Origin of the sequence: Asaia prunellae JCM 25354, assembly GCF_000613885.1 — a bacterium.
GTDB lineage: Bacteria > Pseudomonadota > Alphaproteobacteria > Acetobacterales > Acetobacteraceae > Asaia > Asaia prunellae.
The window spans coordinates 36,993-50,656 of record NZ_BAJV01000016.1 but is presented as its reverse complement, the minus strand read 5'-3'; the positions used below and the strand labels follow the sequence as shown (position 1 = coordinate 50,656).

The 13,664-nt window shown below is 56.8% G+C and carries 12 protein-coding genes and 2 pseudogenes; 7 read left to right on the top strand and 7 right to left on the bottom strand.

All coding sequences use genetic code 11. The features are described from left to right. Entirely contained in the window at positions 1 to 930 is a 930-nt protein-coding gene (locus JCM25354_RS13060; protein WP_025886334.1) for a tyrosine recombinase, read from the bottom strand. Between the two features lie 14 nt (positions 931 to 944). Next, on the bottom strand, positions 945 to 1,181 hold the full coding sequence (locus JCM25354_RS13055) for a hypothetical protein (protein ID WP_025886333.1): 237 nt from the start codon (positions 1,179 to 1,181) through the stop codon (positions 945 to 947). A 147-nt stretch (positions 1,182 to 1,328) separates the two neighbouring features. Here JCM25354_RS13055 and aroB point away from each other — a divergent pair, with 147 nt between their 5' ends. From aroB to JCM25354_RS21420, 3 genes and pseudogenes are all read left to right on the top strand, one after another. After that, a complete protein-coding gene (aroB, locus tag JCM25354_RS13050) occupies positions 1,329 to 3,011 on the top strand; it encodes a 3-dehydroquinate synthase (RefSeq protein ID WP_025886332.1) in 1,683 nt (560 codons plus the stop codon). 309 nt (positions 3,012 to 3,320) lie between these two features. After that, positions 3,321 to 4,459: pseudogene (locus JCM25354_RS18970) on the top strand (OmpA family protein). A gap of 179 nt (positions 4,460 to 4,638) precedes the next feature. Beyond that, on the top strand, positions 4,639 to 4,782 hold the full coding sequence (locus tag JCM25354_RS21420; protein WP_159103502.1) for a hypothetical protein: 144 nt from the start codon (positions 4,639 to 4,641) through the stop codon (positions 4,780 to 4,782). Positions 4,783 to 4,946: 164 nt separating this feature from the next. On the opposite strand, the gene JCM25354_RS13030 is transcribed toward JCM25354_RS21420, so the two are convergent. Next, a complete protein-coding gene (locus tag JCM25354_RS13030) occupies positions 4,947 to 6,509 on the bottom strand; it encodes a peptide chain release factor 3 (protein WP_025886330.1) in 1,563 nt (520 codons plus the stop codon). Between the two features lie 105 nt (positions 6,510 to 6,614). Beyond that, the gene (gene rpsD, locus JCM25354_RS13025) at positions 6,615 to 7,232 is read right to left on the bottom strand and encodes a 30S ribosomal protein S4 (protein ID WP_025841209.1); all 618 of its coding nucleotides are present in this window, start codon (positions 7,230 to 7,232) and stop codon (positions 6,615 to 6,617) included. Between the two features lie 335 nt (positions 7,233 to 7,567). Between rpsD and JCM25354_RS13020 the strand changes: the two genes are divergently transcribed. Next, positions 7,568 to 8,038, top strand: a complete 471-nt coding sequence (locus JCM25354_RS13020; RefSeq protein WP_025886329.1) for a LysM peptidoglycan-binding domain-containing protein — start codon at positions 7,568 to 7,570, stop codon at positions 8,036 to 8,038. Between the two features lie 11 nt (positions 8,039 to 8,049). Here JCM25354_RS13020 and JCM25354_RS18965 read toward each other — a convergent pair whose 3' ends face one another. Together JCM25354_RS18965 and JCM25354_RS21415 are read right to left on the bottom strand one after the other, a co-directional pair. After that, positions 8,050 to 9,306 carry an MATE family efflux transporter gene (locus JCM25354_RS18965; protein WP_051537413.1) on the bottom strand — a complete coding sequence of 419 codons (1,257 nt, stop codon included), beginning with the start codon at positions 9,304 to 9,306 and terminating at the stop codon, positions 8,050 to 8,052. Positions 9,307 to 9,311: 5 nt separating this feature from the next. Beyond that, a complete protein-coding gene (locus tag JCM25354_RS21415) occupies positions 9,312 to 9,476 on the bottom strand; it encodes a hypothetical protein (protein ID WP_159103501.1) in 165 nt (54 codons plus the stop codon). A 96-nt stretch (positions 9,477 to 9,572) separates the two neighbouring features. On the opposite strand from JCM25354_RS21415, the pseudogene cysS reads away from it, so the two are divergent. The 3 genes and pseudogenes from cysS to gloA2 all read left to right on the top strand — a co-directional run bounded on the left by cysS (position 9,573) and on the right by gloA2 (position 12,093). Then, positions 9,573 to 10,926: pseudogene (cysS, locus tag JCM25354_RS18960) on the top strand (cysteine--tRNA ligase). Then, on the top strand, positions 10,923 to 11,702 hold the full coding sequence (locus tag JCM25354_RS13005) for an RNA methyltransferase (protein ID WP_025886328.1): 780 nt from the start codon (positions 10,923 to 10,925) through the stop codon (positions 11,700 to 11,702). The pseudogene cysS and the gene JCM25354_RS13005 overlap by 4 nt, the downstream one beginning before the upstream one ends. A gap of 10 nt (positions 11,703 to 11,712) precedes the next feature. After that, on the top strand, positions 11,713 to 12,093 hold the full coding sequence (gene gloA2 / locus JCM25354_RS13000) for an SMU1112c/YaeR family gloxylase I-like metalloprotein (RefSeq protein WP_025886327.1): 381 nt from the start codon (positions 11,713 to 11,715) through the stop codon (positions 12,091 to 12,093). Between the two features lie 24 nt (positions 12,094 to 12,117). Here the strand turns inward: gloA2 and JCM25354_RS12995 are convergent, their stop codons facing one another. After that, a complete protein-coding gene (locus tag JCM25354_RS12995) occupies positions 12,118 to 13,500 on the bottom strand; it encodes an MFS transporter (protein WP_035447850.1) in 1,383 nt (460 codons plus the stop codon). Positions 13,501 to 13,664 lie beyond the last annotated feature (164 nt).

Sequence of the window (13,664 nt, the reverse complement as noted above, 5' to 3'; positions counted from 1 at the left end):
TCACGAGATTGTCTCGTCTGAGAGCGGATGATGCTGGGCAAGCACCTGCCTGAGACGTTCCTGCATCACATGGGTATAGATCTGCGTCGTGGCGATATCGGCATGACCAAGCAGCATCTGCAGCGCACGCAGATCGGCTCCACGCTCCAGAAGGTGAGTCGCAAAGGAGTGACGCAGCACGTGGGGAGAGACCATATCCGGATCGATACCAGCCCGAAGCGCCACCTGATAGAGAATCTTGTCAAACCCCTGACGGGTCAGCGGTCTCGATGGCTGACGTCCGGGGAAGAGATACGGACTGTCGAGATCACGATCATGATGCAGAAGGGCAAGGGCTGCTTCTCTTGCTCCCCGGGAGACAGGAATGAGACGCTCGCGACCCCCTTTCCCTCTGATCAGCACCATGGGTGCATCACGCACAAACACACGACCAGGCAGAGCCAGCAGCTCCGAGATACGCAATCCGGTCGTGTAAAGCAGCTCAAGAGCTGCCCGACTCACCACATCACGCCGGGGCTCGTCATGGCCGGTACAACCCTGCTCAATGAGTGCAGTCACCTGATCCTGGGAGAGGAGCCTGGGCAAGGCAGTCTGATGCCTAGGCATGGCAACACCCTCGGTTGGATCAGAAACGCACCATCCCTCCCTTACGGCAAAGCGATAGAACTGCCGGAGACAGGAAAGACGCCGTGCTGTCGTTCGTGAAGAGAGCCCGGCTTTTTCCTGCAAAACAGCATAAGCCGAGATCCACCCGCGATCGGCGTCCAGAAGCGTTTCTGACGCCCCGTCTTTGCCGTGGCGGAGGAAAGTCACAAAATCCTCCAGATCGGCACCATAAGCCTGACATGTGCGTGGGGCAGCATTACGCTCTGCCACCAGCATTTCAAGAAACGCCTCCGCTGCAGGCGGCAAGGCGCTCTCCCGTTTCATGCCGTCACCCGACCTCAGTGCTGGAGAGTTGGAGCAGCAACGGGCTCAGGCATTGCAGGCAGCGTTTGGCCAGACTGGGACACAGATTGCTGTTGGGTTGCAGCGAATTGCGTGCCGGGCAGATCCTTGTGCACGATTGTCTGAACCGGGAGTGGCGGGTTCATTCCCAGCTTGAGAAACGCTCCGCCAAGTCCCAGCACGATCAGAAGAAGAAGGGCAAGGGCAATTCGTGGAAAGCTCAGCGTGGACATGAAGGCTCCTGGACAAGCGGCGCGAAAGCAATGTTTTCGACACGAAGCCTGACCCTGTGGGGGTCTGGTCGGTGGCGAGCGGCTTTCCTGTATGTTAGCCTTGCATGAATGTCACGCCCCACCTTTTTCTCTGAACGAAATCGAACAATGTCTGACCTGCCTGATCCTGCCTGGGGATCGGTTTCCACCCTGCCTGTCTCCTCTCCCGGTATTATTGTTCTGGTCGGACTGATGGGAGCAGGAAAGACGACGATCGGGCGCAGACTTGCAGCCCGACTCGGTCTTGATTTTGTTGATGCCGACCATGAGATCGAACGCGCGGCTGGATGCACCATAGCAGAAATCTTTGCGCGCCATGGTGAGCCCGCTTTCCGGGACGGCGAACGGCGTGTGATCCAGCGATTACTTCAGGGCCCACCCAAGGTTCTGGCCACCGGCGGCGGGGCCTTTGTCGACATGCAGACACGCAGACTCGTCAAAACCCATGCCCGCTCGATCTGGCTGCGTTGCCCCTTGCCGATCCTGGTCAGGCGTGTCTCCGGACGGACGGGGCGCCCGCTCCTCGACAAAGGCAATGTCGAAACCACTCTGGCAACGCTCCAGGCACAACGTCACCCTATTTATGCAGAGGCAGATATCATCGTGGATTGTGGAGATGACAGCGTCGATCACGGCGCCCAGCGTATCATCGAGGCTCTCAATTCGTATGCGCATCCGCTCAGAGTCCCCGTCACGCTCGAATCCCATCGTTACGAGGTGCTGATCGGGTCGGATCTGATCAGTCGCGCCGGAGCCTATCTGGCGCCGGTCCTGCCGCAGAAACGCGCTGTTGTCATAACAGATGAAACGGTTGCCGCGCTGCATCTGCCACGCCTCATGTCCGCCCTTTCAGAAACGGGAATCCAGGCGAAAGCCTTTGTGGTGCCGGTTGGCGAGGAATCGAAATCGCTCACGCGCTACAGCCAGCTGATCAATGACATCCTCGATCATGGTATGGAGCGACGTACAACTGTCATTGGCCTGGGCGGTGGCGTTGTCGGAGATCTCTCGGGCTTCGTGGCATCAAGCATTCTGCGCGGCGTTCCCTTTGTGCAGATTCCGACAACACTTCTCTCCCAGGTGGACAGTTCGGTAGGCGGCAAGACGGGTCTGAACGCCCGCGCAGGCAAAAATCTGGTCGGCGCCTTTTATCAGCCGCAAATCGTGCTGGCTGACAGTTCCGCCCTGGCCACTCTCTCCCGGCGCGAGCGAGTGGCTGGCTATGCCGAGATCGTCAAGGCCGGTCTGATTGCTGACCCAGCACTCTTCAGCTGGTGTGAAGCCAATGGCGCCGATATTCTTGATGGTGATCCATCGGCCTTGGCCGAGGCCGTTCAGCGCGCCTGCATGTTCAAGGCACGTGTCGTGATGGATGATGAAAAGGAAACGGCGGCTCAGAACGGTCGCGCCTTGCTTAATCTGGGGCATTCTTTCGGTCACGCACTTGAGGCCCATTTCAACTACGATGGACGCCTGCTTCATGGCGAGGGCGTTTCGATCGGATTGCATCTGGCGGCAGCCCTCTCTGTTGCACTTGGTTATTGTCCCGAAAGCGATCTCCACCGGCTGGATACTCATCTGCGTGGTCTGGGCATGCCAGCAGGACTGGACTGGCTTGATGAACAGCTGAGTGCCTCGGAACTGATCGGCTCCATGGCCCGCGACAAAAAGGTTCAGGACGGACGCCTGTCATTCGTGCTGCTGCACGGAATCGGCAAGGCATTCACCAGCCGCGATGTTGAAATGGACACGGTGCGTGACGTTTTGGTGCAGGCAGGCTGCAAGCCGTGATGTTCCGAGACAAATTTATTGATTTTCTTACGAATCAGTCAGCTGCCTCACGATCCCTTGATGAGGTTACACCTGAAAAAACCCGTTAGAACGACGTGTTGCATAAGAAATCATTAATCTCTCGGAATGAAGTGTTGCAGTTTGGACACGGCTATTTTGTCTAATCGTCAAATACCTGTGGAACTCACTTCTCGAACAGGAACTGACGGCTCTATACGCACTTATGCATCGCGCTGGGCTTGTTGTTGCTTCGCCTCTCCGGAGGCAACACGGCAAGCTTGAATGGATGAATTTATGAGGACGAAACTAATGCGTCTCCGCACGGCACTTCTGGCCATGACGTCGATGGCAGCCGCCCCGACGATCGCCATGGCGAGCACCATCACCGGCCCGTATGTCAATATCGGCGGTGGCTATAACCTGGTTCAGCAGCAGCACGCTCACTTCTCCCCGACGACGCAGGCTGACGGCAGCACGGGCAACAATGCGACCAAGTCGCGTTATCGCCACAAGGACGGCTTCACGGGCTTCGGTTCGTTCGGCTGGGGCTTCGGCAACGGTCTGCGCGCTGAAGTCGAGGGTGTCTACAACTACTCCCAGATCAACCACCGTCGCCCGACCTGGGCCAATGGCACGACCAGCGGCTCCGATCAGTCCTATGGTGGCTTCATCAACGTCCTGTATGACATTGATCTCGCCCAGTTCGGCATCAACCTGCCGATCACCCCGTTTGTTGGCGTTGGCGCAGGTTACCTGTGGCAGCACTACAACCCGATCACCACGGCTTACACCAATGGCGCTGTAAACCGCGTTGGCGGCACGCAGGGTGGCTTTGCCTATCAGGCATCGTCGGTGCGGCTTATGACATTCCGGGCGTTCCGGGTCTTGCCCTTACCGGTGAATACCGCATGATCGGCCAGACCTTCTCTGATGGTGCATACCGCTCCACCTCGTGGAACAGCACCGGCCTGCACAAAGGCAACGTGAACTTCGATCAGCGCTTCAACCATCAGTTCATTGTTGGTCTGCGTTATGCCTTTGACACGGCTCCCCCGCCGCCGCCGCCGGTTGCAGTTGTTGTTCCCCCCCCGGTTCAGCCTGCACGCACCTATCTGGTGTTCTTCGATTGGGACAAGTCGAACCTGACGGGCCGCGCTCGTGAGATCGTTGCCCAGGCAGCTCAGGCTTCCACGCACGTCCAGACGACGCGCATCGAAGTCAACGGCTACACCGACAACTCTGCTGCACACCCCGGTGCTCGCGGCCAGAAGTACAACCAGGGCCTCTCGGTCCGTCGTGCACAGTCGGTCAAGGCTGAGCTGATCCGTGACGGCGTTCCTGCTGCTGCGATCGACATCCATGGTTACGGTGAGCAGCACCCGCTGGTCCCGACGGGTCCGAACACCCGTGAACCGCAGAACCGTCGCGTCGAAATCATCCTTCGCTGATTTCGACCTGATCTGAAGACTGCTTCGGTAGCCTTCAGATTGGTTCAGAAAGGCCCTTGGCAGTTATGCCAAGGGCCTTTTTCTTTGCCTGCCAGCCATGCAGAAACTACAGTTCATTACAAGCTCGTAATTCAGGAGAATCACCTGGCGTCATCGATTCCATTCAGGAGGATTACGTCATGACCAGAATTGCTCATTTCAGTGAAATACCAGACCTGCATCGCGCAACGCTCAGCACCCGAAAAAATGGCCTGGGCCTCGTATGTGGAGCCATACTGGGAGGACTGATCGCGCTCGGAAGCATTGCCCTGCTTATGCTGTGAGCAACCCGCTCCTGTGATGTAAGACACCACTTCACGGCGCGGGAGTTTTTCTCACTTCAGCCAGAGACCATCATTGCGACATTTTCCGGGTTTGCGACATATAAAAAAGGCCCCGGTATTAACCGGAGCCCCCAATCAAAAACATGGAATGCCTGCTAACCTGGTCAGCTGCTGAGACCAATCTGCTTGATATCGTGAAAAGCAAGGTCAGCATTCATTTCGACCGTCCGTCTCATCATGAAATTGGAACTGGCGAGAAAAACCGGATCTCCATCAAGATCATCTGCCATGGCAGATCGATTGACCATCGAGAAGGTTTCGACCTTTGAGCGATCTCCTGTCACCCATCGCGCAATCGTATAGGGCGTTGATTCGAACCCGATCGCCACTCCATACTCTCCCTGCAGACGCGATTGCAGAACGTCCAGCTGGAGAGTCCCGACCACACCCACGATCGGTGGAAGACCATCCTGAGGGCGGAAAAGCTGCACAACCCCCTCCTCTGCAAGCTCAACGAGGGCCTGACGCAGCTTTTTGGCTTTCATCGCGTCATCAAGACGCACACGCCTGAGAATTTCCGGCGCAAAATGTGGTACGCCGGTAAAGCGCAGTTCTTCATTTTCCGAAAGTGTATCACCAATGCGCAAAGTGCCATGATTGGGTAGCCCCACGACATCACCGGCAAAAGCTTCCTCTGCCAGCTGACGATCTCGGGCAAAAAAGAACTGTGGTGTATGCAGTGCAAACTGCTTGCCGGTACGAACATGCTTCAGACGCATGCCTCGCGTCAGCCGGCCTGAACAGATGCGGGCGAAGGCCATGCGATCACGATGGTTGGGATCCATGTTAGCCTGGATCTTGAAAATCAGGGCAGTCACCTGCGGCTCATCAGCCTTTACTTCACGTGTCTCGCTGGGCTGGGCGCGTGGCTCAGGTCCGTAGGCAACCAGGGCGTCCAGAAGATCGGTCACACCGATCTCCTTCATGGCGCTACCAAAGAAGACAGGTGTGAGATGGCCTGCATCAAAAGATTCACGGTCGAAAAGCGGCAAGGCTGCCTCTGCCAGTTCCAGCTCCTCTGAAAGTGCAATCATACGGGCGTCCGACTGCGGCAAGCTGACGGCCTCCCCACGGATCTCACGCGTACGCATATCATAGGTACCGGCAAACTGGCCGGCACGCCCGATCGGCCAGGTGGCAGGTGACGTATCAAGCGCCAGTGTTGAGGCGATTTCGTCCAGCAACCCGAAGCAATCCTGCGCTTCACGGTCCATCTTGTTGATGAAGGTCACGATAGGAATATCACGCAGGCGGCAGATTTCGAAAAGCTTACGCGTACGATCCTCAATACCCTTGGCAGCGTCGATCACCATGACAGCGCAATCCACAGCGGTCAGGGTGCGATAGGTATCTTCGGAGAAGTCCTCATGGCCCGGCGTGTCGAGCAGGTTGAAGACACAGCCGCCATATTCGAAAGTCATGACCGAGGTAACGACCGAAATACCACGATCGCGCTCGATGCCCATCCAGTCCGATTTGGTGCGGCGGCGCTCACCCTTTGCACGCACATTACCGGCAAGCTGGATAGCGCCACCAGCGCGCAGGATACGCTCCGTCAGGGTCGTCTTACCGGCGTCGGGATGGGAAATGATGGCAAAGGTCCGGCGGCGCCGGATCTCGCTGGCAAGGCCGGTGGCAGAAACGGGGGCGGACGCGGCTTCGGACATCGAAAAAGCCTTCGGTAAACGGCAAATACCTGAAACGACAAATGCCGGACCGGGGGTGAACCCGATCCGGCATTGGCCAGAAACACCCGGTAGGAAAACCGGAGTTTAGCGCGAGTAGAACTCGACCACGAGGTTCGGTTCCATCTGCACGGGGTACGGCACATCGGACAGACGCGGGCTGCGAACGAACTTGCCCTTCATCTGGCGATGATCGACCTCGATGTATTCCGGCACGTCGCGCTCAGCAGACTGGGCGGCGTCGAGAACAACAGCAAGCTGCTTGGACTTTTCACGAACTTCGATCACGTCGCCATCGCGAACCAGATACGAAGGAATGTTCACCTTGCGACCGTTAACCGTCACGTGACCGTGGTTCACGAACTGACGGGCAGCGAAGGGGGTGATCGCGAATTTGAGGCGGTAGATCACCGCATCCAGGCGACGCTCCAGCAGGTCGATCAGGTTCTCCGACGTATCGCCCTTGCGACGCACGGCCTCATCATAATACTTGCGGAACTGCTTCTCGCTGATGTTGCCGTAGTAGCCCTTCAGCTTCTGCTTGGCCATCAGCTGGATCGAGAAGTCGGAGGGCTTCTGCTTGCGGCGCTGGCCATGCTGACCAGGACCGTATTCCCGCTTGTTGACCGGCGACTTGGCGCGGCCCCACAGGTTCACGCCCAGACGGCGGTTGATTTTATACTTGCTCTCTTGGCGCTTGCTCATGTGCAAGAACTCGCTTCGACTTCGGGCTGCCCTGTGCTGCGCGGCAACCACATGTTGCACCGGTAGGCCTTCCCCCTAATTAGGAAAGACGGGCGCATCCCTCGAACCGCAACCTCGGGATGCAGATCCCGGTCTGGTTACGGCCGGCATGTCCACGTTCCCGGCAATAGCGGCGGCAGGTATAGGACCTGCCCCGGACTGTCAATGAAAATCATCTCCGAAGCTGGCATGAACAAAGGGAACAAAGACAGGACTGACACGTCAGAAAACACAGGAATACCGTGCGTGTATTTCTCATGCGTTTGCCCTAACACCTGCTGCAGGAACGTCCTATCATGGCTATTTTCAAGTTCAATCGTGCTGCCGGTCGCAAACTGAATGACAAGGCAGAAGTTGAGGCCATCAACCTCGCTGGATCACCTGTACCACGCGCCCCTCATGAAAGCCTGATCAAGCGCGCTTTCAAACAATACGGGCTTTCCCAGCTCTCAGTCTCACATATTACTGTCCGTGATACGACAATTGCTGTGAAAGCCCAAGTGGAGAGCGCGGCAGAGCGAGATGCACTCATTCTTGCAGCAGGCAATATTGCCGGGATTGATACAGTTCATGCCGATATTTCGGTACCAGAGGGTACCCCTGCTCCGATTTTTCATCAGGTTGCACCAGGCGAGACGCTTGCTACCATTGCTGACGAAACAGACGCTGATGTGACGGCGCGCGAACTGCATGATGCGAACAAGGATGAGCTTGTCCATAGCGAGGGTGTCTATCCCGGTCAGACCATCCGAATTCCAAAGGTATAATCTGCCTATCTTTAAGCCGGGTCCGCCAGATCTTGTGAAACGCCTGTTCCAGTTTCTCTCAGCCTGCGTCTGAACGTGATGGTCAGGCGCACGGAAAGAAGAATGGCCAGAATACCCAGCCCGGTTGCAAGACCTATCCACAGACCTGCCGCGCCATAGCCTGCATGAAAGGCAAGCCAGTCACCACCGAATATGGAGACCGGCAGGTAGGTCAGAACCATAAGAACCATGGGCATGAAAGTATCATGACACCCCCGCAGCGCGCCGGCACAGACACACTGCACACCGTCAAGAACCTGAAAGACACCCGCAATCTTGAGCAGGGAGACAGCAATGGGCATGACCTGGGCGGCGTCTGAACTTTTCCCGTTCAGATAGAAGCCGGCAATATATTCTGGAAAAACGATCAGCACCGTTGCCGTAAAGCAGGTCCATGCAATGACCAGCATCAATGCCCCGAGAGTCGACCGCAAGGCAGCCTGAGGGGAACCTGCTCCCAGCCAATAGGCCACCCGGATATTGACTGCCTGTGACAGCGCGAGGCTGATCATGAAGGCGGTACTCGTCACGCTGAGCGCAATCTGATGCGCTGCAGAGGAAACTGCCCCCAGCGCGCCAGCATGAAGCCCGGTCATCTGAAAAGCGAGCAATTCCGCTCCTGTTGCCCCCATCATGGGCAGACCAAGACGCAGCATCTCGATCATTGCCCGATGGTCGGGGCGCGTCAGACGCAGATGGTGCTTCAGATGCGCCTGGCGACGCGCCAGCACGACCAGTAACAGGGCTACCGACCAACCCGTCACGATCGTGGCACAGGCAGAGCCCCAGAGTCCCATTTGCGGCAGACCGAAACGTCCATGAATCAGTCCGGCATTAAGAAACCCGTTCATGACCGCCATACCTGGCATCGTCCAGAGCAGCAGACGCTCACTGCCGAATGCGGGCAGAATGATCCGCAAAAGGCCGATCACCACCAGATTTGGCAAAAGCGCCCAGAGCAGGAGATGCATGAACCGGCTGCCCTGCGTCACGATCTGCGCAGGCTCATTGAAGTAGGCAAGCAATGAACCTGCGGGGAGCAGGATTGCCAGAACCGGCAGACAGAGCAGAAGCGCCAGGACAACTCCGGATGACACGATGCCCGACAGATCCTCAAGTGTCTTCTGGGCGGCAAAGGCCTGTCCTCTTGCCCGCGATATGAGAATACTCGCCCCACCCAGAGCCGCCTGGAAAGTAATGAACGTGCAGAAAAACAGGTTGGTTGTCATACCGCCTATGGCGAGCGCCGAGCGCCGAGGCTGCCAAGCAGGACCGTATCGGTCACATTCATGGCCATCTCGCTCAACTGGGAAAAGCTGAGCGGAGCGGCGATCCTGACCAGCGCACTCAAGTGCTGACCCCAGCGTAGAGCCGTTATTATAGGACGATTTTCTGTCATAATGCTCTGCTTATACAACCGGAGACAGAAAACCAGCGTTGTTGGTCGTAAATTAGAGTTGCACTGCGCACGGGGCTGACGCATCTACTCTGAATCATGGCCACCCCTCTTTATTCCCTGTCCCTCCATGACAGCCAGACACGGCAGAAACAGGTTTTCGCGCCGCTGGACCCAGCCAATGTGCGCGTCTACTACTGTGGGCCTACGGTCTATGACGCTGTGCATATAGGCAATCTGCGCGCAATGCTGAGCGCCGATATTCTCGTACGCCTGCTGCGCCGGCTTTATCCCGCTGTCACTTTCGTACGCAATATCACCGATGTTGATGACAAGATCACTGCCCGCGCCCGGGAGAACGGCGAAGATATTGCCAGCCTGACGACACGCACCACCATTGCCTTTCATGAAGATGTGGCAGCGCTGGGCATTCTGCCGCCAGACATCGAACCCCGCGCCACGCATCATATCGATGACATGCTGAGCATGATTGCGCAGCTGATTGCCAATGGCCATGCTTATGAAGCCGAAGGCCATGTGCTGTTCGCTGTCGATCGCTGCGCCAGTTATGGCAGCCTCTCAGGGCGCAGCTGATGATCTTCTGGCAGGTGCCCGCGTGGACGTAGCCCCCTATAAACGTCATCCGGGCGATTTCGTATTATGGAAGCCCTCTACCCCTGAGCAGCCCGGATGGGACAGTCCTTACGGGCGCGGTCGCCCCGGTTGGCATATCGAATGCTCGGCCATGTCCCACCGCTATCTCGGCGCCAGCTTCGATATTCATGGTGGTGGCGACGATCTGATGTTCCCGCATCACGAAAACGAACGTGCACAGTCGCTCTGCTGCCATCCCGGCAGCAGTTTTGCGCGCTATTGGCTGCATAATGCCATGCTCCTTTCCAATGGCGAGAAAATGTCCAAATCCCTGGGCAATTTCTTCACCATACGCGAGGTTCTCACGCGCACACCTGCCGAAGCCTTGCGTCTTCTGATTCTTGGAACGCATTACCGTTCGGTTCTGGATTTCACCTGGGAAAAACTCGAGGAAGCCAAACGTGTCCTTGATCGCTTCTATCGCGCCCTCGAAAAGACACCTCCTGATGATAAAGGGCTCGTCCCGGATACGTTCATGAACGCTCTGTGCGATGACATGAACACGCCTCTGGCCCTCTCCTGCCTGCATCCCCTGGCCGATGCCGCTCTGGGGGGTGATATTCAGGCTGCATCATCACTCAGGGCATGCGGTGCGGTTATCGGTCTGCTGCAATCCTCACCTGATGAATGGTTCCGCGCAGGTTCGGATGAAACCGCCATCAATGCCCTGATCAGCCAGCGCGTTGCAGCCAAGAAGGCACGTGATTTCGCCCTTGCTGACAGTATTCGCTCCCAGCTTGCCGGACAGGGTATTATTCTAGAAGACACAGCACAGGGTACGACATGGAGGCGCGCATGACCGGGCGAGACGGCGGCGCCGATATCGGACCGATCGGGGAATTCAGCCCGGTGGTTATTCTTGTGCGCCCGCAGCTGGCTGAGAACATCGGCACCACTGCACGCGCCATGGCCAATGGTGGCTTGTTCCATATGCGTCTCGTCGCGCCACGCGATGGCTGGCCGCAGGAGCGTGCCTGGTATGCCTCATCTGGCGCCGATCGTATTCTTGATGCTGCACAGGTTTTCGACACAGTCGATGAGGCCGTTGCCGATCTGCACCATGTCATGGCCACCTGCCCCCGGCCGCGTCATATCGTAAAAACTGTCATGACAGCACGTGGGGCGGCCTCGGAACTGCGGGCCATTGCTGATCGCGGGCTGAAGGCCGGACTGCTTTTCGGCCCTGAGCGTGCCGGGCTTGATAACGAGGACATGGCCCGCGCCGATGTACTGATACGTTATCCCCTTAACCCCGATTTCATGTCACTCAATCTGGCTCAGGCCGTCCTGATCATGGCTTATGAGTGGTGGATGGCAAGCGAGACCACCCCCCCGCGAACGCTCATGACCAACGAAACCCATGTCGCGACGAAGGGCGAACTCGAGAATTTTCTCGGACATCTGACCCGGGATCTCGACGAGTGCGGTTTTCTCCGTAATGAGCAAAAACGACCCGGCATGGTACGCAATCTGCGCCATCTCTTTCAGCGTGGTGAAGTGACCGAGCAGGAGTTACGCACCATGCACGGTGTTGTCACCGAATTATCCAATGGCCGCAAAGCCCGTCAGAAATAGGTCACAGACGATGTTCAATTGCGTCCATCATATTGCGATCATCGCATCGGATTATCAGAAATCGCGTGCGTTCTATACGGAGATCCTTGGCTTCCGCATTGTTCGGGAAGTCTGGCGTGCCCAGAGACAATCCTGGAAGTGCGATATCGCCGTCGGGGATATGCAGATTGAGCTTTTCTCTTTCCCGACGCCTCCGACACGCCCCACGCAGCCGGAAGCGGCAGGACTTCGACATCTGGCGTTCAGCGTGGAACATATGCAGGAAGCCGTTGCTCATCTTGAGCAGAGCGGTATTGTCTGCGAACCTGTCAGAACCGACCCCTATACAGGGAAACTCTTCACTTTTTTCTCTGACCCTGACGGTTTGCCGCTCGAACTGTACCAGATCTGAAATCGACTTCCGGGACGCATAACATCAGATAACGCGCCCCTCCTCTTTGGCATAATATTCCGATAGAGGGGGCGCGACTTCCTCCAGCGATCGGTTTTCGGCATCCACCCCCCAGATCCACGCGACCATACTGGCCACAAGCATCAGGATCGCGGCGACAACATAGCCCATGACAAGCAATGACAACCGGCCTGTCCCGATCAGATGACCAAAGATGACTGGTGCCGCAACCCCACCGAAAAGAGTGCCGACAGCATAAAAAACGGCGATCGCAAAGGCGCGCATTTCGAGCGGGAACAGTTCGCTCGCCGTCAGATAGGCGGATGAGGCGGCCGCCGACGCAAAAAAGAAGATCCCGCACCAGGATAGCGTCTGGGTAGCGGCCGTCAAAGCATGAGTACCCATGGCGTAGGCAACTGCAATCATGAGTATGCCTGAAATGGCATAGCTCAGCCCGATCATACGTCGGCGCCCCCAGGTATCGAACCAGCGAGCCAGAACCAATGGGCCGCACAGATTGCCAACAGCCAGAGGAAGAATATACCAGCCAACTTCTGTGGGTGGAACACCATGGTATTTTGTCAGAACCATTCCATAGGTAAAGAATACAGCATTATAAAGAAAAGCTTGGGAAATCATCAGAACAAGGACGTAGAGAGAGCGTGTTCGATAACGCTGCACCATAATTTTGATCATGTCAGTCGGACTGAAGACACCAGCGGGGTAGATAAGCACTTTGGGTAAAGGGCTCTCCCAGCCACCTGAAGGCTCTGTACAGTGCGATTCGACGTGACTGACAATTGCATCCGCTTCCTTGACGCGACGATGGGTCATGAGCCATCGGGGGCTTTCGGGAACAAAGCTGCGAAGGAACAGGACAGCCACACCGAGAAGCGCCCCCAGCGCAAAGGCTACGCGCCAGGCCAGCCAGACCGGTATGATCGCCGAATTCAGCAGCCAGACAGAACCGAGCGCACCAAAAGCGGCTCCTGCCCAGAATGTACCATTGACCATAACATCAACACGCCCCCGTAAACGGGCAGGTACGAGTTCATCGATAGCCGAGTTTATGGCTGAATATTCCCCGCCAATACCCATGCCCGTTACAAAGCGCGCGATGGCGAAGCTCGTCAGGTTCCATGAAAAGGCAGAAGCGCTCACACCAACAACGTAGAGAGCAAGGGTCAGAAAGAAGATCTGTTTGCGACCGAGCTGATCAGTCATCCAGCCAAAGATCAGGGCACCAAGTACGGCCCCTGCAACATAGGTCGAAGAAGCAAAACCGATGCCGTCAGCGGAAAGCCCAAGCGTATCACCGCGCTGCAACGAGGGAGCAAGTGAACCTATTACCGTGACTTCGAGCCCGTCGAGTATCCATGTAATACCGAGCGCCACAACGATGAGCATGTGAAACCGCGACCAGGGCAGACGATCCAGCCTGGCAGGAATATCCGTCTCGATAGGTCTGCTATGGGTTTTATTGCCATAGAGCTTCTCGCCTTGATGCCTGGACAATTGCAACGGGTCGACCTCACTACGATTACAGAAAATTCATCCTCTGATATCGACTC